At 41.5% G+C, this 19,212-nt stretch carries 18 protein-coding genes and 6 tRNA genes; 16 read left to right on the top strand and 8 right to left on the bottom strand.

Translation table 11 applies throughout. The features are described from left to right. Positions 1 to 177 precede the first annotated feature (177 nt). From EHS13_RS04790 to EHS13_RS04765, 6 genes are all read right to left on the bottom strand, one after another. Positions 178 to 870, bottom strand: a complete 693-nt coding sequence (locus EHS13_RS04790) for a GntR family transcriptional regulator (protein WP_155699269.1) — start codon at positions 868 to 870, stop codon at positions 178 to 180. Between the two features lie 128 nt (positions 871 to 998). Further along, the gene (locus tag EHS13_RS04785; RefSeq protein ID WP_155699268.1) at positions 999 to 1,955 is read right to left on the bottom strand and encodes an aldose epimerase family protein; all 957 of its coding nucleotides are present in this window, start codon (positions 1,953 to 1,955) and stop codon (positions 999 to 1,001) included. 42 nt (positions 1,956 to 1,997) lie between these two features. Beyond that, positions 1,998 to 3,203 (bottom strand): TIM barrel protein, encoded by a 1,206-nt coding sequence (locus EHS13_RS04780; protein ID WP_155699267.1) that lies wholly within the window; start codon positions 3,201 to 3,203, stop codon positions 1,998 to 2,000. A gap of 6 nt (positions 3,204 to 3,209) precedes the next feature. Next, positions 3,210 to 3,998, bottom strand: coding sequence for an SDR family NAD(P)-dependent oxidoreductase (locus tag EHS13_RS04775; RefSeq protein WP_155699266.1), 789 nt, complete (start codon positions 3,996 to 3,998; stop codon positions 3,210 to 3,212). Between the two features lie 115 nt (positions 3,999 to 4,113). Then, complete coding sequence (locus EHS13_RS04770; protein ID WP_155699265.1) at positions 4,114 to 4,527, bottom strand: hypothetical protein; 414 nt, start codon at positions 4,525 to 4,527, stop codon at positions 4,114 to 4,116. 19 nt (positions 4,528 to 4,546) lie between these two features. Continuing rightward, complete coding sequence (locus tag EHS13_RS04765) at positions 4,547 to 4,786, bottom strand: hypothetical protein (RefSeq protein ID WP_162462956.1); 240 nt, start codon at positions 4,784 to 4,786, stop codon at positions 4,547 to 4,549. Between the two features lie 989 nt (positions 4,787 to 5,775). On the opposite strand from EHS13_RS04765, the gene EHS13_RS04760 reads away from it, so the two are divergent. The 12 genes from EHS13_RS04760 (at position 5,776) to EHS13_RS04705 (ending at position 14,114) form a co-directional block, all read left to right on the top strand. Then, positions 5,776 to 5,931, top strand: coding sequence for a hypothetical protein (locus tag EHS13_RS04760; protein WP_155699263.1), 156 nt, complete (start codon positions 5,776 to 5,778; stop codon positions 5,929 to 5,931). A 390-nt stretch (positions 5,932 to 6,321) separates the two neighbouring features. Then, positions 6,322 to 6,397 (top strand) — tRNA-Glu (locus EHS13_RS04755). 4 nt (positions 6,398 to 6,401) lie between these two features. After that, positions 6,402 to 6,477: transfer RNA gene (locus tag EHS13_RS04750), tRNA-Phe, on the top strand. A gap of 9 nt (positions 6,478 to 6,486) precedes the next feature. Beyond that, positions 6,487 to 6,561 (top strand) — tRNA-His (locus EHS13_RS04745). A gap of 4 nt (positions 6,562 to 6,565) precedes the next feature. Then, positions 6,566 to 6,641, top strand: a tRNA-Lys gene (locus EHS13_RS04740). A gap of 89 nt (positions 6,642 to 6,730) precedes the next feature. Beyond that, positions 6,731 to 6,807: transfer RNA gene (locus EHS13_RS04735), tRNA-Pro, on the top strand. A gap of 11 nt (positions 6,808 to 6,818) precedes the next feature. Then, positions 6,819 to 6,896, top strand: a tRNA-Asn gene (locus EHS13_RS04730). 51 nt (positions 6,897 to 6,947) lie between these two features. Beyond that, the gene (locus tag EHS13_RS04725) at positions 6,948 to 7,514 is read left to right on the top strand and encodes a ribonuclease H-like YkuK family protein (RefSeq protein WP_155699262.1); all 567 of its coding nucleotides are present in this window, start codon (positions 6,948 to 6,950) and stop codon (positions 7,512 to 7,514) included. A gap of 286 nt (positions 7,515 to 7,800) precedes the next feature. Then, entirely contained in the window at positions 7,801 to 9,291 is a 1,491-nt protein-coding gene (locus EHS13_RS04720; protein ID WP_155699261.1) for a TROVE domain-containing protein, read from the top strand. Between the two features lie 161 nt (positions 9,292 to 9,452). Then, positions 9,453 to 11,414: an LTA synthase family protein gene (locus tag EHS13_RS04715; RefSeq protein WP_155699260.1), complete on the top strand. Its 1,962-nt coding sequence runs from the start codon at positions 9,453 to 9,455 to the stop codon at positions 11,412 to 11,414. 64 nt (positions 11,415 to 11,478) lie between these two features. Next, positions 11,479 to 12,720: an S-layer homology domain-containing protein gene (locus EHS13_RS04710; protein ID WP_155699259.1), complete on the top strand. Its 1,242-nt coding sequence runs from the start codon at positions 11,479 to 11,481 to the stop codon at positions 12,718 to 12,720. A 122-nt stretch (positions 12,721 to 12,842) separates the two neighbouring features. Further along, positions 12,843 to 14,114, top strand: coding sequence for a glycosyltransferase (locus EHS13_RS04705; protein ID WP_155699258.1), 1,272 nt, complete (start codon positions 12,843 to 12,845; stop codon positions 14,112 to 14,114). 4 nt (positions 14,115 to 14,118) lie between these two features. On the opposite strand, the gene EHS13_RS04700 is transcribed toward EHS13_RS04705, so the two are convergent. Continuing rightward, entirely contained in the window at positions 14,119 to 15,102 is a 984-nt protein-coding gene (locus EHS13_RS04700) for an N-acetylglucosamine kinase (protein WP_155699257.1), read from the bottom strand. Positions 15,103 to 15,107: 5 nt separating this feature from the next. Next, positions 15,108 to 15,881 (bottom strand): DeoR/GlpR family DNA-binding transcription regulator, encoded by a 774-nt coding sequence (locus EHS13_RS04695; protein WP_155699256.1) that lies wholly within the window; start codon positions 15,879 to 15,881, stop codon positions 15,108 to 15,110. Positions 15,882 to 16,068: 187 nt separating this feature from the next. On the opposite strand from EHS13_RS04695, the gene EHS13_RS04690 reads away from it, so the two are divergent. Genes EHS13_RS04690 through EHS13_RS04675 form a run of 4 tightly spaced genes read left to right on the top strand, consistent with a single transcriptional unit; the run spans position 16,069 to position 19,180 of the window. Beyond that, positions 16,069 to 16,800 carry a sugar isomerase domain-containing protein gene (locus EHS13_RS04690; protein ID WP_155699255.1) on the top strand — a complete coding sequence of 244 codons (732 nt, stop codon included), beginning with the start codon at positions 16,069 to 16,071 and terminating at the stop codon, positions 16,798 to 16,800. 12 nt (positions 16,801 to 16,812) lie between these two features. Further along, positions 16,813 to 17,556, top strand: coding sequence for a sugar isomerase domain-containing protein (locus EHS13_RS04685; protein ID WP_155699254.1), 744 nt, complete (start codon positions 16,813 to 16,815; stop codon positions 17,554 to 17,556). A gap of 20 nt (positions 17,557 to 17,576) precedes the next feature. Then, positions 17,577 to 18,383 (top strand): Cof-type HAD-IIB family hydrolase, encoded by an 807-nt coding sequence (locus EHS13_RS04680; RefSeq protein WP_155699253.1) that lies wholly within the window; start codon positions 17,577 to 17,579, stop codon positions 18,381 to 18,383. 32 nt (positions 18,384 to 18,415) lie between these two features. Continuing rightward, positions 18,416 to 19,180: a MerR family transcriptional regulator gene (locus tag EHS13_RS04675; RefSeq protein WP_155699252.1), complete on the top strand. Its 765-nt coding sequence runs from the start codon at positions 18,416 to 18,418 to the stop codon at positions 19,178 to 19,180. Positions 19,181 to 19,212: the final 32 nt, after the last annotated feature.

Below are 19,212 nucleotides of genomic sequence, written 5' to 3'. Positions count from 1 at the left end.
TGTAAGCGCTCACTTTTGCTGCATTTCAAATATATCAGATGATGCTTTTATTGACAACAATTTTAATAAATTGTATACAATTTATTACTTTAACCTTTGAGCTCACAAAAATAAAGCTAACCCGCAGATCTTTTCAGACCTTGCTGGTTAGCCTTATTAAGGATATAAGTTTAATGACTATTCTTCTGCATTCGAATAAATCTTTTCCATTCTATACACAATGATATCTTTAGATTTGGAAATATGCGCTATAAGCTCATCTACGCAGCTGGGATTCTTCTGAATAACAAGATCCGCCAATCGTCTATGATCATTATAAAATTCTTCAAAGCTAGAGCTAGTCATATTAGTAATTTCCAGAATAGCTTGAAACACGTTTGCCATGGTATTCCATGCGACAAGTAATGGGTTATTCTCCAGCATATTAATTAAGCTGCGATGGAATTGCACATCCAAAAAGGATGTCTCCGAGCTTGTAATTTCTGTGGTCAAGGATTTTTTGCGATAGGCTTCGAAGGTTTCCATGATGTCAAAAATCGGTCTATAGTTAAAGGAATTACTTATCAGAATTAATTCCAAAGCTTTTTTCTCCAGCATTAATCGCAAATCAAATAGATCCACAAAATGCTTTACTGAAAATCCGACAACCTCTGTTCCGCCGTTTGATAGATTTAACACTAAGCCCTCTTGTGCCAGCATCTGCAACGATGTACGGATTGGAGCGCGGCTGATCCCCATCTGTTTAGCGATAGTAGCTTCTATCATTCTCGATCCTGGTCTATATTTCCCCAGAATAATATCCGTACGCAGCTGCTTAACAATCTCTTTGGTATGCAATGCCCTGGCTAATGGTTCATCATATTTATTCATAGCTCTTACCTCATTCAACTATATTCAAAACGCCAAAATCGTTCAGTATTACAATGTTATCAATAATCGAATTAAAATGTCAACATTTTTACCGATTTGTTACCTTTTTTTCAAGTTTCGTCACATTCCTACTCTGTCACTTCAAAATCCAAATACCATGCATATTCACCATTCGCAGGAAGTACACTATTCTGCCCAAACCTTTTGGCAACATCCGGTCGATCCAAGGAGCCCGTACACATTTCCAGTGCCAGGTTATTAAAGCCCTTAAAGTCGCCTTCATTGATCCATACACCGAGATAAGGTACCTCAGCTTCTGGGAAGCTTAACTTAAGTGTCGTCCCGTCCGATTTATACCGGTACGCACACCAGCCCTCCGGAATTTTATCTTTAAAATAATATTTATAAGCTAGCTTCCGCTCTGAATTCCCCTCTAATGTGGCGAGGTTAAGCTTACTCTTGTCCTTGCATACAAAGTTAGGCCAAGCTATCTGATCTCCATATTGACCTAGCTTTCCGTCGGTTGAGAACATCGTAATTACTTCTTGTTGACCTTGATAGGGGACAAGAATATCTCCACCTGCTTCGGCGTTAATCATCGGATGTGCCGCCCAGAGGAAATCAAAAGCATAATTGCTTAAATTAGTCGCTTTATAGCTGATATTTAATTTCCCGCTCGGTGCAAATTTAATCCATTTCTCCAGCTTATACGGAAACCTTACTCCATTCACAGCCATATATAGACAATCCGCTCTAATCTCATAATCCCATCTTAAGCCGCAAACCTCGCCATGATCTGGAATTTCGACTCCTTTCCACGGATATTCCGGGTAATAGACCTTATCAATCGTCGGAAACATATCATCAAAGCCGCTGCATTCAGCATCCACATAATCTCCATCATATTCCAGAACTCTATATAACTCATTGGGAGCTTGAACTAAAAACTCCCTTGCTGTTTTCTTTTGAATCAGCGATGCCATTTTGCCGCCATAGTCAGGTAGAAACTGTGCAATCAACTGCTCGTTTTCAATCGTAACCGCTTTAATATTCTTATAGCTTGTGACACTTATGATTGGCTTCACTCTGTTCCCTACCTTCATCTCCGCTTTTGTTATACAGTCAATCTAAGCTAAAGTAATAAGCCGCAAAGCTTCGCTTAATCTAATTCCGTCCTGAGGGATATACTTACGCCAATATTTTACAGACTCAAGAATTTTGTGCTTAATATCACTATTCATTTCACTTGTTCCCGCGAAAATTTCCAACGTTAAATAAATCTCATCGCATACTGGAGGCATTCCCTCCACTGAAGAATCTTGATAAGATTTGCTAATTGCCTGCAGCACCTGATCACCGAAAATGACTCCTGAACTGTTATACTCTTCAGTAAACGGCTGATGCGCGGATGATGTCCCATTGGTTTGCTGCAAATGAATGATTGGTGAATACCGAGCGAGCTTTTCCAGCCAGAGATAAGTATCCCCATCCTTGTAATCTGCAAAAAGCTGAGGAAACTTGTTCATTTCATCATCCATTTGAGTGAGAATATCCACTTCTTGCTCAATTGGGCTTTTCACCAGCTCAGCGAACAAATTGCTCGCCGTTTCCGGGCCAAGCCAGAAATCGCGTAGTCGCTCACCCTGTCTAACTCTACCCGCCGCCTCGCGTATAATAGATGCCGATGGCCGCATGTATCGGCGTTGCCCGCTTTGATGACCTGTGTCGAGCGTAAGATAGAACGGGGAGCTGGAAGACATCCGGTACACTTCACGAAGCAGCTTCTCCGCACCATCAATCGTCCACGGAATTTGGTTTGGCGAATACATCTGTTCCACACCAGGCGTTCGCACCCCACATGCTTTACAATAAACAGCAAGCTCCGCAAGCCGGCGATACAAATCCTGTTCGGTTTCCATGTAAGCCTGCCCGTTTTGAAGCACAGCATTCGAATAGGCGTGACAGTAAAAACCCAGCCCAGCACCAGCTTGAGCAGAGAGTAACGCCATAGGCTTAAGCCAATCATTCAACATACGATCGCGAATGCGAATGTCCGTATGAGCCAATCCCAAGGTTGTGTAAGAGCCATGCCCCGAGTAAAAATTAGCGACATGTACCCCCCATTTTGTACAGGCTTCCTTCATTTCACTTAACCAATCAGCTAAATAAGCTGGATCGCCATAAAGCGGGTCAAACTCATTATCCGAACTTGCTTCAACATAATAAACTCCAAGGTCGTGAATCAATTTCACCCATTCATTAGGGCTCGTCCAGCGTTTTTTAGCAAAGCAGTTATCAAGTGCTAGATATAGCTTTGGATCTGTTTTTGTCATCTATGCTCACCTCTTTTCCTCTGATAATGAACCAACCCCTATACCTCCATCCACATTAATCACCTGTCCAGTAATTTGATCGGCTAAATCACTAACGAGAAACAATACGAGTGCAGCGGTATCATCGCCAGTCTGCAAACGACCCAATGGCAGTGATTTTCCCATTTCCATCATCCATTCAATCGTTTGGCCAATGGCTAGCTGTTCCATAATCTCTCTTTCGCTTGCCACCCATCCGGGATTAACACAGTTGACACGAATTCGGTCGCGCGCATAAGCTCCAGCTAAATTTCTTGTAAGTGTAGCTACACCGCCTTTGGATACAGAATAAGCAAATAACTCTGGCATCCCAACAATCGCATGACTCGAACCAAGGTTAATAATGGCTCCTTTTGCTTTTTGACGCATATAGGGAATAACTAGCTTACAGCAGAGGAACATACTTTTTAAATTGATATCTATAACGGAATCCCATAAGGCTTCCGACGTTTCTAGCAGACTTGCTCTTGGATAAATCCCCGCATTATTCACCAAAATATCTATCCCGCCATAATTGGATGCCGCTTCTGTCAGCATGCGTTCAATATCCGCTTCCTTGGTTACATCTGTCTTAATATATAAAACGCGTTGTCCCGCATCGCATAGAACCTTCGCTTTTTCGGCTCCTGAATCAGATAAATCAGCAATCACAACAGCAGCCCCCGCTTCCGCGAGCCATTTCACGATGTCATAGCCAATTCCTCCCGCCCCACCAGTCACAATAGCCGTTTTATTCGATAATTGAAGCTTAAACATAGATTACCTCCTCATAGTTACTATTGATATATATTCGACTAGGGGGCTAGCTTCCCTTCAAACTAGATTACCGCATACAAAAAGCTAATCTACAGATCTTTTCAGATCAAGCAGATTAGCCCATCTTCATTTTTTTGATAGATAACCATTCATAACCAATCCCCAAAGCTAAAATCCCAATGGAATGCTTTAACGTTTTATCCTCAATAGCTTGCTTGGATAAGTCGATAACATCCACAATACATACTATCCATAGGACAATAAATGCAAGGAAAACTACCCATAAGTACACAAAAATTAATAGAGAAATAATTGAAAATACAAGTGGAAAGGTAATTATTATCAAACTAGGAATCGACAAATACATGAAGCCGGATTTATAAGAGCCTAGATAAAGATGCCCCATTCCCGGTGATATAAGCGTAATCAGAACTGCTTTAGTTGATCTTTTCCTAACATAGTAGGTTAAACAAGCAATAATCCCTACGATACAAATCAAAATCTGGGTATTGGCTGGGATTACTGTCATTTCGATCCCCCTACTTTTATTAGTTAAACCCGATTCGCTGCTCCATTTGTTCATCATACCACACATGCATGCGGCTTTTATTCTGCGCTTGATTCATCTCTTGAATCAAACCCTCGCAATTCACCCGATTGTCGTAATGATGCTGCAAGGCTGCGGACACATAAAACTCATTCAGCTGTGCAAAAGAAAAACCTTTAGTTAGTCGTGCAGCCGATGTAACTGCATCATTTCCAACAAGCTGAATGAGATGTTTCTTCATTAGATAATCCAAGGCGGGATCATTAAACAGATTATCTAATTTGGGAGCATACAAAAAACCGCAAGCTATTAGCCTACGGTCTTCGTGTTGCGAATAAATGCGCAGCGGCTGCGATATAGCGAAAAAATCCCACTAATCTCGGCTTGCGACAGGCCCGTAGAGGCCAATAAAACAGGTTAACTTATGCGATTGTAAAAAATGATTTTTTGAATTCTGCAAATGGCTTAGTCGAATCATGTTGGTTGGCCTCCTTTTCGAAATGAAGATAATGTCATAATAAGCGGGCAAGGAAATGTTTGTCAATGCTTTTCATAATAAAATTTTATTATAATCATCATTATTGTTTATCACAATTAAGCAATTCCAAAGAATTCGATTGTGTTTCTAGTTAGCAGAACAAGAAACCTAATCGAGCTAATTAAAAATTGTATTGACAACACTTGGTAATCCATATTATAACTAGGCTTATAGTTTTTGTTGACAAAGTGATGCGTATGGATGAGTTACTTCGACTTTTAATCGACCTGTCGTTGGTTCGAATCCAACCTCCACTTAGGTGGAGTAGCTCAGCTGGTAGAGCAGTGCGTACCTATCCGCCCTCTTTCCTCACTTTGAAATAAAAGAATTGACAGCTTCCTTGTCCATGAGTTAAGCTTTGAACAAAATTAAGAGGCAGAGCAGAAAGGAGTGTATGAATCATGTTTAATCACTTGACCTATCTTCATTTACCGAATAATAAACAAACGTTTAAACAAGAATTTAATACACAGCACCCTTTTTCTTTGTCATCCATTCTCCATAAGAAGGATAACAGTTGTTAGTTTCATCTCGGCATTTGGCCAGATGAGCACTAAACATCATAAAGAATTTACGGGGCTGCTGAATCTCAGTAGCTCTTTTATTATGAAAAATAAAAGAAAATAATGTATTTACAGGAATAAATTTCTATGATAAGATACGGTTTATCAAAACGAAAGCAGGTGAGAAGCATGGAAAACTTTATTGGAAAATCATTTAAACATGAACAATATCTAAATGAGAAGCATCTGCAATATCCGCAATTAAACAATTATTTCCAACTAAATATTCCTAGCTTTAACAACCCTTTCGTTTATTGTGAAATGTCGCTTTCCGACATTTTATAATGAATATCCGAATCATTTAACATGTGAATGTGATTCCTATAGAATATGTTGTTAGGCTACTGGTGCTCATCTAGTGGTCTTTTCTTTTTACCAAGAAAAGATCCTGGGGAGAGCGGGTAGTCTTTTTTCATTTCAAACTAAATTTAGTGGAGGTTTTGAAAATGCACAATCCATCCCATTTTAAACAAAACGAGAAATCCCAAAAGCAATCCGAGAAGAATTTTTATCGTATTCGCAGTTTTACATACCTAAGTCAGCGCCGCTTTCCACCCAAGGAAGGATGTTCTGCATAATGTTATAGTACTGTGTCCAATTTGGACTTCAGATTATTATACATATAGGTAAGTTGAGGCTGCTGGTACAACTAGCAGTCTTTTTTGTTGCAATTTTGACGCATTCGGCAAGCGGCTAAGCCACACGACTTTCACTCGTGTAACGCCCAGTTCGAATCCCACATGCGTCACCAATTAGGTCAGATAGCTCAGTAGGTAGAGCGATGGTTTGAAGTACCATGCAGCGGCGGTTCGATCCCGTCTCTGACCACCAAAAATCATGGAGAACGTGGCGAAGTGGTTACCGCGAACGGCTGTGAACCGTTTATTGAGAGTTCGATCCTCTCCGATCTCCCCACTATGACGCTGTAGCTCAATTGGCAGAGCAACCGACTTTTAATCGGTAGGTTAGGGGTTCAAGTCCCTTCAGCATCACCACAATATGGATGGGTATACAAGGTCAAAGAAGCTGCTGCACTAGGTGGCTGACAGATTCAACGGTGGGAATCCGTTCCTATCCTCCAAATCGGGATATAGCTCAGCTTGGGAGAGCGCATACTTTGGGCGTATGAGGCCGCAGGTTCGAACCCTGCTGTTCCGACCAAAATTGAATATAGGGATGTAGCTTAATTGGTAAAGCAGCTGACTGTTAATCAGTGTATCGTGGGGGTTCGAGTCCCTCTTTCCCTGCCAACTACATACAAGAAAGGAACAATGCCTACCGTTAGGGTACAGGTGAAAATTATGAAAAAGAAAACAAACAGCCTAAGCCAAAGGTTGGAGTTCCGCAATACCACAGAGATGAATCTAAATCTGGAGCAGGTCCATGGCCGAATCATTCGCTTCATTAAACAAGACCCAAACTCAGAGTACAAATTCATCATTGGCACAGATTGCCAAGTCCATCGTGGATATACCCAGTTCATTACAGGTGTTGTTATTCAAAGACCCGGTAAAGGAGCATGGGCTTGCTACCGACAGGTTATCATTCCTAGACAGCTAGTTTCCATCAAAGAAAAGCTATCTACAGAAACCACTTTAAGCGAAGAAATTGCTATGTATTTTAGTGAGGAAAAGCGCAGGGAAATGGAGGATCTGATTTTACCTTATGTCTATAAAGGTGGTTCGTTCGAATCCTACATTCACATTGATGCAGGCTCCAACCTAATGCGCAATAAAACAGCACTTTTCGTTGCTGAAATGGTTTTCCGAGTCGAATCACTTGGCATGGTCCCCGTCATCAAACCAGATTCCTATGTAGCCTCGGCTTATGCTAACCGATACTCCAAAAAACAATATCAAATTGTTTAACACATTTTTATAATTTGTGAGGCGTTTGAAAGGGTTACTTCGGGCTTAAGTGACTGTCGGTTCGATTCCGGCCTTCATCGCAAGGTGAAGTCGCCAAATGGTAAAGGCACTTAATTTGTACCTTTTCTGTTACTTTCTTCGCAATATTAATAAAGCAACAACGTGAGGCGCTAGAGAGGGTTACTTCGTCCTAAGACTGCAGACTACTATCCTGCCAATTCCTTCTATTGAAGGAGTTATACCTTCTCTGTCCTTCCTCACGTATTATTCTATGGAGGTCCTAATAATGAGTAAAGCAACTAAAATTTTCGCAACAATTCTTCCAACCTTTCGTAACCGCGAGAGCTTTCCCGCTTATGAACGCACGTTGGAAGAGCAGTATGTACAAACACTAATGACAAATACGCTAGCAAATACTTTTTATGCGGATCAAACGCAGCTTTTGATGGAGGCAAATGAAATCCATGACCAAATGCTAAAAAAGGATCCAAACTTCGCTGCAAAAGCCATTGTCTATGCTCGAAATGAAGGCTATATGCGAATTCAGCCCATTTACGGATTAGCTAAGCTGTCCAGCGTACGTCCTGAGCTTTTCGCAGAAATATTCAGCAAGGTCATTCGAATTCCTTCTGATCTTTTTGACTTCATGACGATATTGGAAAGCATGGGGCGAGGTCAAGGCGGTCGGGCAATCAAACGAGCGGTTAAGCTTTTTCTAAGAGAGGTTTCTGAATATTGGGCGATGAAATATAATGGGCGCGGACGCGGCTTCAATCTCGCAGACGTCATTTCTACAGCCCATCCAATCGCGAAGGATCCTACACAGGAAGCACTGTTTCGTTATCTTTTGAACAAAGAGGCTGATCTTAGCTTAATTCTGCAGATTCAAGCGATGGAAAAGCTGAAATCCGCCGAAACCGATAGCGAACGTATACATTGGATCACAGCAGGCAAGCTCACATATGAAGTGGTAACTGGTGTAATTCAACCGTCCAAAGCGGTATGGGAAGCAATTCTCTATCAAATGCCAACATTTGCTCTCTTGCGCCACTTGAATGCATTGGATCGCGCAGGTGTCTTGGAAGGCAATCAAGATTACATCGCAGCAAGATTGACCGACCAAATCGCCTTGCAAAAAGCAAAAATTCTACCTTTTCGGTTTGTTAATGCCTTTCACCATGTGAACGCTCCTGTGATAAAGGACGCACTTAGAGAGGCTGTCGACATAACGTTTAGAAATGTACCTGCGGTCGAAGGCAAAACAGCCATTTTTCTCGATATCTCAGGGTCGATGCAAGGTGACTTGTTGGAAATAGGTTCGGTGTTTGCTTATGCCTTGTATAAAAAGACACGTGGACATGGCTTGTTCTGGTTATTCAATACGGAAGTTATCGATGCCAAGCCTTCCTTGTATGACAGTATTTTAACACAGGCGTCACAAATCAAAGCAGGAGGTGGGACGGATACCGGAGCACCAATCAAAGAGCTGATAGCTAGAAAACGCAAGGTTGATAACATTATCATAATCACCGATGAGCAGCAAAACAGTGGCAGCCACTTCTACAGCGAGCTAGCTCGCTATCGCAAAGCGGTGAATCGTGAAGTAATAGCTTTTATTATCGATATTGCTCCATACCGCAGCGTCATGGTCCCTCCACAAGATCCAAACACTTATTATATTTATGGCTGGAGTGATACCATTCTGCAATATATCGCTAATATGACACAAGGTTATGCGGGAATGGTTGACTCCATTAAAGCAACTGAATTTGATTGAGAATGCACCTGATCTGATAAATCAGGTGTATTTTTACTTACTTTCGATTAATTCTTCATATTTCCTTCACAATTCTCCTTTATACTATTAAAATATGTTAAGGAAAGTATTTTACTAGCAACGCTTACCTAAGAGCCACTTTAAAGGAGTCCTATATTAACATGCAAATCAAACTATCGAAGCTATCGCCATTTAACCGTTTGCGAAAGCCTTCCCGCATTGAACGAAATCCCAAATTGAAATACAGCTTGATTTTAGCCGTCCTCCTCATTGCCCCCTACTTATTAACCTTCGGAGTTGAATTTATCCAAAGACGTTCGATCCATGATACTTTAAATTGGATGACAGTACATTCAAATCTACTTAATCTTAATGTGCTAATCGATTTTCTAATCGTAGTTTTCGTTTATTGTTTGCTTGGCTCGCTAATTCCTTCGCTTGCTGTAACAAGCTTGCTGTTAGTCTTGGGTTCGTTGATTAGTTATTTTAAGATCAAATTAATTGGTGTTCCGTTCTTTCCATGGGACCTGAAGATGAATAAAGAAGTTGTCGATATCCTGCCTTTAGTTATGAACGCTTCCATGCTCCGTTATATAGTAGTCTTAGTCGTGTTTATTGGGCTTATATTCTTGATGCGTTTGCTGCTACCGCGGTTCTCACTCCCTCTAATCACAAGAATTTCTGTGGGGCTAGTCTCTCTGCTTTTATTGTATTTATTCGCCATCAAGATTCCACCTGTTAAATGGCTGATGCAGAAAAGTCAGGTTTCGAATATCCTCTGGAATCAGCAGCAGAATTATTCACTAAATGGGCAGTCGCTTGCTTTTATGATGAATTTACAGAACTCCAAGATGCCAACCCCAGATGGATACAGTGAAGCTTCCATTAAGGCTATCGCCGATAAGCTGTCCACTCAAAGCCTGACTGCTTCAGCTAAAGTTGGCGGTTCTATTCCAGCAACAACCAAGAAGCCAAATGTTATTTTCGTGATGAATGAAGCTTTCTGGGATCCTACGTTAATGACAAATGTAACCTTCAGCGAAGACCCGGTACCGACTATTCACCAATTGCAAAAAGAAACCACCTCTGGTTACATGCTATCCCCGCAAATCGGTGGAGGCACAAGCAATGTAGAGTTTGAGGTTTTAACTGGAGATTCGGTGAGCTTTCTACCTAACGGTGCCATTGCTTATCAGCAATATATCCATAAGCCGCTGCCTAGCCTAGCTAGCTATTTTTCCGGTCAGGGCTACAAAAGCTTAGCGCTGCATTCCTATGTTAGCTACTTCTACAATCGTGAGAATGTTTACAAATACTTGGGCTTCGAAAGCTTTAAAAGCTCGGAGAACTTTATTAATCCTGAGATCAAAGGCGGCTTTATTGCAGATGATGAGTTTTCACGTAATTTAATAGAAGAAGTAGATAAAACAGAAGACCCGATGTTCATTTATGGCATAACGATGCAGAATCATGGATCTTACGAGGGTAAGACACGATACAGTAATCTGCCGATCAAAGTTAAAGGAAATTTCACACCTGCTGCACAGCAGCTAATCGACAATTATACGCAAGGTGCACACGATGCAGACCATGGTCTGAAGCTGCTCATTGATCATTTTAAGCAATCCGCTGAACCCACGGTTATTGTGTTCTATGGGGATCATTTACCAATGCTTGGCTTTGATTATGATGTTTTTCATCAGTCTGGATTTGTGCAATCTGGTAAACCTGAGGAATGGTCGCTAGAGGAAATTAAAAAAATGCACAGCGTGCCTTTTGTAATGTGGTCCAACATGGACTTGCCTAACAAAAGCTTCCCGATTATGAGCAATTCATTCCTAGGTGCTTATGTGCTGGATGCTCTCAATTTGAAAATGCCCGCTCCGTTCGCAGCTAATTTCGAGGTTTCCCGCAAGGTACCAGGTTTAATCTCTAATCTGGTGATCGATGCCGATCAGAAGCTATACGCAGAAGTGCCGGAAAAAGACAAAGCAGTCGTCGAGCAGTATAAACAACTGCAATATGATGAGCTTTTCGGTAAAAAGTATCTAGCTGATTTCATTGATCAAGACTATTTAAACAAAGGTCCAAATCCTAAATATAATGTCGAATTTAAAAAATAAATCGTGTTTCATTTCAGCCAAAAAGTAGTATATGTACTTATGGAAGTCATGAGGTGAGCGAGCGATGAAAATCTACTACATTAAACTTAGCTTGAGCTGCTTTTGCCTTGCCTTGTTTGCATGTTGCTTTCTTAGTCAGACTACCACCTCTGCCGCTGTTCAACCAGTACCTTTAGCTTTTAAAGATGTAACTCCTGCTCAATGGGCCTATGAAACTGTAAATTGGTCTATTGCGCATGAGATTACTTTTGGCTTCGAGGATCAGACCTTTCGACCGAATGAACCGATAACGGAGGAGCAATTTATTGCTTTATTGCTGCGCTCTTTTGGAGTGCTGCCCACTTCAAACACAGGTGATACCGCTTGGTCAGATCCCTTCTACCTTGTAGCTGCCACACACAATTACCCCATAAGCCAACGTCGCAACACCTCTATCACACGTAAATATACAGCTGAGCTCATATCTGCCACACAAGGTGTCCATTACGAGGATAAATTTGCGATTCAATATTTACTCGACAATGGATTAGCCAAGGGAGAAACATCGGCAACCATCCCAGGCTTTAACGGTAATAAACTCCTCACACGTGCTGAAGCCCTTCAGCTTATTAAGAATTTGCAAGAAAAGCTAGAGATAAAGGCATTAAAAAATCGACCGAAACAGCTAAGTAACCGGACTTCACTACAAATGCCAGCATTAGCAGTTGAGAAATTACATGGCTTAGGCAATGCAGAGCAAGCTATTATAGTTACGGCACCCTCATATGGAGAAACTTCCGTCAAAATCACAGCTTATGAGAAAACAAATGGAATCTGGTCTGAGAAGTTTGCGGCTAAACAAGGCGTAATAGGAATTCGCGGGTTTTCAGCTAATTTTCATGAAGGAGATAAAACGACTCCAGAGGGTATTTACACATTAGAATCTGCCTTCGGGAAATTTAAAAATCCCGGCACTAAGCTGCCTTATACAAAAACAAGTCCTAATGATTACTGGGTAGATGATAGTCAGTCTACTTACTACAACACTTGGCAGAATGGGCCTGTGAACGGGAGGTGGAGCTCGGCAGAGAAGCTTTTAAGAAAAGATGATTTATATGATTATGCGGTTGTCATCAACTATAATCCAATGCAAATTTCAGGCAAAGGCAGTGCTATTTTTCTACATATTTGGTCATCGGAAGCAAGCGGAACTCTAGGCTGTACAGCTATGAGCAAATCAGAATTATTAATGCTCATGCGTTGGCTCGATCCTAGCAAACACCCGATTATTGTAGAGGGAACGGAAGCTACGATCAGTCAATTATAATCTCCGGTTAGGTCATTCCGCTTCTGGAGGATTTTAGGTATCGCTTGACATGATACAAAATGTATCGTAAATTAGATTGAAGAGCTTCAGCTCTTAAGTCTGAATGATTCAAGGAGGCTACCATGAAAACATTATTATTCGACCACGCTAGCGATGGCCATCATACGCATTATGATAATACCGTCATTCAAGGTCTACTAGACGCCAATAATGCTTTAGAGCTAACATTTTTAACATGTCCCAATCATGAAAATACAACCTCTAGTTATCTCGAGCATCTATCGATAACCACCTATATCCCTCAACGTATCCAACAAATTCTTAACTATCTGCCCACTAGATTAAAAAGCATGCTTATTACCTTATATGTTCTAGTTTACGCAAGAGCCCATGGCTTCAAAAGAATTCACTTTCTATATGTCGATTGCTGTGTATTAGCTCTGTATCTTTTCTTTCCTCTAACCCTTGGCTTAAAATTATCGGGCACTTTGCATAGGTTTCCCGCACAAAAAAGCAAGTCCAATATGCTCACAAAGCTTTTAAAATGGAACATTCTGCAAAAGTTAGTCGTGCATGGTGAATACACCAAAAATCGCTTAGTTCAATTCAGAGCAGATATTGCGAACCGTGTGGAAAGCGTGCTTTTGCCTAACCTACAGAAAACAGACGAGATTTCATATTCAACAAACGCCCATGACCTAGAGATCCATACTTTAATTGCTCAACAGTTGAAAGCTTATAAAAGGCCCTTATTACTTGCTTTTGGCGGACTTAGACACGAGAAAGGTATAGATCTTTTATTAGAATCGTTGGCAAATATGGAGCAAGAAGCAACCTTGCTTATAGCAGGTTCAGAAAGCTGTTTTAATAAAGACGATTTACTCCAAATACTAGAGCAATATAAGATCAGGGATAAAGTATTTTTAGATATTCGTTATATTCCCAATGAGCAAGTCGACTTTTATTTCAACCTCTCGGATATCATTGTTCTCCCTTATAGAAAAAGCTTTTTAGGTCAAAGCGGCCCCCTTACCGAAGGCGTTGCACGCTCTAAGCTGGTGGTCGGCCCTAATCATGGAGAGATTGGCTTTACCCTGCAGCATTTTGGAATTGGGCTCGTTTATGAATCGGAGGATGTTAAAGCTCTAGCCTTTCAAATCGATCAAGCCATCCTTAAATTAAATTCTCCAGAAATCCGTGAAAATCAAACTAGATATCATAAACTTGTTACTGTTAATGCCTTTAAGCACAAATATAGCCAGATCATTCTAGCCAACACATCTAATTCTAAGCGTAATCCGCCACGTATCAAAAACCTTGCTCATTTGGAGGTTTTATACTATATGTTATATGTCGAAGCAATCACTAATCTCTGGCTTTTCGGCCTGCTCTAATCAACTACTGAAACAAATCCGCAGAAATGGAATAGGCTGAAAAATGGTGTTTAAGCTCCTCGATTTTTGCTTTTACAGGAAATCCGAGGTCTCTTAAACCAAGAAGTACACCGCCTATCACCGGCTCAAATAAAGGATAACGTAAATCAATCTGCGGGAAAAGCTGCTTAATTTTTGTAGAGAAGCAATTAAATAACAGCGGATTGGTTTTCCAGACTCCTCCAGCTACTGTTAAAGGAAACCTTGCTTCCACATCTGGCAGTTTTAAAACGGAGCTGGCTTGCATGAATAGCATTTCTGCTGCATCCTCGAGTATATCTATGGCTACTTTATCCCCTTCAGCTGCCGCTTTTCCGACAATCGGGCATAACGAAGCGATCAATGTGCTTTGCTTATTGCTTGGTGTGGCGTAAATCAAAGTACACAAATCCCTCATCTTCACCTGTTTGCAATAGGTTAAAATCCGTTCCTGTAGAATAGTAAATATCCCTAGTTCATCTGCCATTCTAACGCATGCCATCAATGCATTCTTGCCAATATAATAGCCCGAGCCTTCATCACCCAGAATCGGCCCCCAACCGCCAACGGTAATCTCCGTCTTGGGTGTTCGAATGTGCGCAAACGAGCCCGTTCCTGCTTGAACAACCGCTCCATAATCCTCTTGAATGGCTCCAAACAAAGAAAGCACGTACTCTCCACACAGGTTTACCTTTACCCCATCATGAAGATTTTTAGTTATCGTTGAAATAGAAAGCTGTCCATCGGCAGGCAATGCACCATAAACGATCGAAACATCTTGCCGAGCTATATTATGGTTAGCGAGGATTTCTGAAATCACGGAAGTGATCGAAAGCTCGATTTCTTCGGGTGTGTTATAGCTTGAATTGGTTGGACCTGCTAAGCTGGACCCTATCATCCGACCTGTTTCATCTGCAATTACACACAATAGCTTACTGCCGCCGCCATCCAAACCAAGCACATAACGCATAAGATTTAGTCTCCTTTGCTATCAGCGATAATCACCCTAATATTCTTTTCCTCAAAAAGCTTCATATACATCTCATCCGGCATCTGATCTGTAATAATCGTGTTAACCGCATCAAAGCTTTCGATTCTAAATAAGGTGCGAAGGTTGTTGAATTTACTATAATCGGCCAATACAATTACCTCGTTTGCCGAATCCATCATTCTTTTGCGAATATCGGCTTCAGCCATTGTGATATCACGCAAGCCCTCTAGCAATAAGCCTTTAGGGCTTATGAAAGCTTTTGTTGCTCTAAGATCGCTGATCATTTTCTCCGCATAAGGTCCAACGAACGTTTGAGTACGCGGATTCAAGGTACCGGGTATCCCAATTAAGGTTCCAGTCGTCAACTCTTTAAACACCTCGAAAACAGGGATTGAGTTGCTGATTACTGTTATATGCTCAATTGGACGGGCTAGCTTTGCTAACAGCAGTGTTGTTGAGCTTCCGTCAAGAAACAAGCTATCGCCTGATTGAATTAATTGGACGGCAGCTTGGGCAATCGTTGATTTAGTCTCACCAAGCAGCTGAGAGGCTACCGAGAATGGCATAGAATCTGGATCATCTTTAATCATAGCTCCGCCATAATTACGTTCTATCTTCCCCTCTTGCTGGAGATAGCGTAGATCAGAACGAATCGTAACCTCCGAAACCTGAAAAATATCACGCAATTCGGAAACGGGTTTAAACCCACTTTCTTTGATAACTCTGAGAATTTCCTTGCGGCGCTGCATGGCATACATAGCTTGAATCCACCACCTATAATCATATGAAAGAAGTATAACCTATTCCGATATGTAAATCTATAAAGATAAATGAATTAGAAAGGAAATGAAAACAATTCAATTGACATCGAAGGACATCGAAATTATAATTTAGTTTAATTACTGATAAAATTTAGATATACGAAAGGAATGTGAATAAAAAACTATGTTAAAAGAAAATTTCTTCCAACAATTAAAAGAACTCATTCATCGAATTGAGCATGAACAAGGCCCATCAATTGATGCGGCTGCAGATGCCATCACCAAAGCGATTGCCAATGGCAATTGTATTCATATTTACGATACAGGCCATATGCTAGACAGCGAGCTGATCAATAGAGCTGGCGGAATGTCCAATTTCAAGCCCTTGCGGATTAAATTTGAAATCGAAAACCCCGTTAGGAAACGTCCCGAGGATGCAACCAAGGATCGCAATCTGGAAGGTTTCATCAAATATGCGTTGAGAGCAAGCAATCTGCAGCCAGGTGATGTGCTGATTGTCGGCAGTGTATCTGGAAAAAGTATTTTACCTGTCGATATTGCGCTTACTGCTAAGGAAATGGGAGCTTATGTGATTGCCATGACAAGTGTAGCATTCTCTACTCTACTAAAAAGCGAGCATTCGACGGGAAAGCGCCTATTTGAAGTTGCCGATTTAGTCCTGGATAACTGTGCCCCTCCACTTGATGCGATGGTTAAGATTCCTGAATTGGATTTATCGATATGCCCAGCATCCGGAATATCTGCAGCTACTATTATGTGGGCCATTGAAGCTAAGGTAGCAGAAAATTTACTTGCCCTCGGCATTAAACCAACGATTCTGAAATCGATCAATTTCCCAGGCAGTGGCGTCTACAATGATAACGAAAATCTACGGTACGATGAAACTGGACATTGAGGTGAAAGAGCCATGCTGCAGATAAAACGTTACTTTCAAGCTGTGCAAGATAACTTAGACAAAGTGTTGGAAACACAAATAGAAGCCATGGAAAAGACGGCTCAACTATTCGCTGACACTGTAGAGAATGGAAGCACGATTTATATTACGGGCTGCAGTCATTCCAGTATTTTTGCACAAGAGGTATTCTATAGAGCTGGCGGGTTCATGCTGATGAACCCTATTTTTCTGCCGGGTATGACCTTGGAAACTTTCCCTCCCACCCGAACTTCCAAGTATGAGCGAATATCGGGAATTGCTGCAGCCGTTCTTTCGGAGACGAAGATTAAACAAGGCGATGTGCTAGTGATTGCCTCTGTTTCGGGACGCAATACCGTACCCATCGAGCTGGCTTTATGGGCAATAGAAAATGGCGTAAAAGTTGTTGCGTTAACTTCAATGAGCTACTCTAGTGATAGTCTAAGCCGCCATTCTAGCGGGAAACGCTTGTTTGAGCTCGCTGATATTATTCTAGATATGATGGGTGAAAAAGGCGATGCAGCCTTGGCGATTGAAGGACTGCCAGAGAAAACAGCCCCTCTCTCCACTGTAACAGGTGTGACTATTATGCATGCAACGATATCGCAAACTATTGAGCTTCTGCTTAAAAGAGGGATTACACCTCCTGTTTTTCTATCCAGCAATTTAGATGGTGGAGATGAGTATAACAAACAACTATTGGAGCAATATAGGAATCAAATCCATTATCTAGAGTAAATGGCGAGGAGACAGCTTAGATGAATAATACTCACTTCAAATTAATCGCGCTTGATTTAGATGGCACTACAATTGATCGCCAGCTGCGTTTGAGTGATCGGAATCTCAAGGCTATAGAGCGTGTAATAAACGAAGGTGTTATAGTAGCCGTTATTACAGGTAAAATGTTCGCAGCAGCGCTTCCTATCGTGCATAAGTTCAAAGGTGTCTCTTATTTATTCGCCAGCAACGGTGCCCATGTATACGATATGCAAGCAGATCAAGAGCTCATCTCCTTTCCCTTGCCTTCAGCTCATATGAGTTATATCCTTGCCACAATTGAAAAACATCGTGCGCTTTACCGAGTTTACACGCGCGACGCGATGTTTGCTGCTCAAGACTCTCATTTGGTTCACTCTATCCAACGCGACTATCCCCATTTACCCGTTTTTGTGGGCAGTATCCCTTCCGATAAAATCTATTATAAAATCTATGTGCAGGACGACGACGCTAAGCTCACTGCCATTATGGAGGATCTCAAAGCGATACCTGTACAAATTCATCCTAGCGATAACCATAACATTGAAATTACTAATCTGCAGGCTAACAAAGGGGAAGCCCTTCGTTTCTTGAAGCAGCATCTTAATATAGCTAAGGAATCCGTGATTGCCATAGGCAACCATGACAACGATCTGCCGATGTTTGCCGAGGCAGGCTATTCCGTTGCCGTTGAGAATGCTCCGTTATATGTTCAGGAGCGGGCAAATATGGTGACGAAGCACTGTGAAGAGGATGGCGTGGCACATGCGATTGATGTATTATTCCCCCTTGACATTAACGTTACGTAAAGGAGTATAGTTATTTTATCAGGAGGTTGATCATGGAATACACAGTGCAAAAGCTAGGATACATAGCAGGTGTCAGCACCCGAACACTACGCTATTACGATGTAATTGGCCTTCTTAAGCCGGCAAGAATCAATTCATCGGGGTATCGTATTTATGGGCAATCAGAGGTAGATCGGCTGCAGCAAATTCTTTTTTACCGTGAGCTGGGTGTGAGCTTGGAAGGTATTAGAGATATTATGACTGCTCCCGAATTCGATGGTGCCCTTGCATTGATCGAACACCATGAAAAGCTTCTTGAACGAAGAGCTCAATTAGATGAGTTAATCGCTAATGTTGAGAAAACAATAGCGTTAACTGAAGGGAGAATAACCATGACGGATAAAGAAAAATTCGAGGGCTTTAAACAAAAACTGATCGACGACAATGAGGCCAAATACGGCAAAGAAATTAGAGAAAAATACGGAGATAAAGAAGTGGATAAATCCAACAGGAAGCTTAAAAATATGTCCGAGGAACAACATGCGGCAATTGAAAAGCTGGGGGCTGATGTTATGGATACATTAGCGGCAGCTTTTGCAACCGGCGATCCTGCTGGTGAGCTAGCACAAAAAACAGCCGACTTGCATCGCCAATGGTTGAGCTTTTATTGGGATACCTATACCAAAGAAGCACATGCCGGAGTTGCCCAGATGTACGTCGATGACGAAAGATTCACGGCTTTTTATGATACTAAACAGCCAGGATCCGCCGAATTTCTCCGAGACGCTGTTTTAATTTACACAGGTAAGAGACAGTGATTACACACTAAAGTGAATATATGGATTTAAAG

Source organism: Paenibacillus psychroresistens, from assembly GCF_009728935.1.
GTDB lineage: Bacteria > Bacillota > Bacilli > Paenibacillales > NBRC-103111 > Paenibacillus_AC > Paenibacillus_AC psychroresistens.
This window is presented reverse-complemented; position numbering and strand designations above follow the sequence as displayed.

Coding starts and splice junctions, on each gene's coding strand:
- EHS13_RS04790 (WP_155699269.1), bottom strand. CDS start 870: ATGAATAAATATGATGAACCATTAGCCAGGGCATTGCATACCAAAGAG.
- EHS13_RS04780 (WP_155699267.1), bottom strand. CDS start 3,203: ATGACAAAAACAGATCCAAAGCTATATCTAGCACTTGATAACTGCTTT.
- EHS13_RS04775 (WP_155699266.1), bottom strand. CDS start 3,998: ATGTTTAAGCTTCAATTATCGAATAAAACGGCTATTGTGACTGGTGGG.
- EHS13_RS04770 (WP_155699265.1), bottom strand. CDS start 4,527: ATGACAGTAATCCCAGCCAATACCCAGATTTTGATTTGTATCGTAGGG.
- EHS13_RS04765 (WP_162462956.1), bottom strand. CDS start 4,786: ATGAAGAAACATCTCATTCAGCTTGTTGGAAATGATGCAGTTACATCG.
- EHS13_RS04760 (WP_155699263.1), top strand. CDS start 5,776: ATGGAAAACTTTATTGGAAAATCATTTAAACATGAACAATATCTAAAT.
- EHS13_RS04725 (WP_155699262.1), top strand. CDS start 6,948: ATGAAAAAGAAAACAAACAGCCTAAGCCAAAGGTTGGAGTTCCGCAAT.
- EHS13_RS04720 (WP_155699261.1), top strand. CDS start 7,801: ATGAGTAAAGCAACTAAAATTTTCGCAACAATTCTTCCAACCTTTCGT.
- EHS13_RS04715 (WP_155699260.1), top strand. CDS start 9,453: ATGCAAATCAAACTATCGAAGCTATCGCCATTTAACCGTTTGCGAAAG.
- EHS13_RS04710 (WP_155699259.1), top strand. CDS start 11,479: ATGAAAATCTACTACATTAAACTTAGCTTGAGCTGCTTTTGCCTTGCC.
- EHS13_RS04705 (WP_155699258.1), top strand. CDS start 12,843: ATGAAAACATTATTATTCGACCACGCTAGCGATGGCCATCATACGCAT.
- EHS13_RS04700 (WP_155699257.1), bottom strand. CDS start 15,102: ATGCGTTATGTGCTTGGTTTGGATGGCGGCGGCAGTAAGCTATTGTGT.
- EHS13_RS04695 (WP_155699256.1), bottom strand. CDS start 15,881: ATGTATGCCATGCAGCGCCGCAAGGAAATTCTCAGAGTTATCAAAGAA.
- EHS13_RS04690 (WP_155699255.1), top strand. CDS start 16,069: ATGTTAAAAGAAAATTTCTTCCAACAATTAAAAGAACTCATTCATCGA.
- EHS13_RS04685 (WP_155699254.1), top strand. CDS start 16,813: ATGCTGCAGATAAAACGTTACTTTCAAGCTGTGCAAGATAACTTAGAC.
- EHS13_RS04680 (WP_155699253.1), top strand. CDS start 17,577: ATGAATAATACTCACTTCAAATTAATCGCGCTTGATTTAGATGGCACT.
- EHS13_RS04675 (WP_155699252.1), top strand. CDS start 18,416: ATGGAATACACAGTGCAAAAGCTAGGATACATAGCAGGTGTCAGCACC.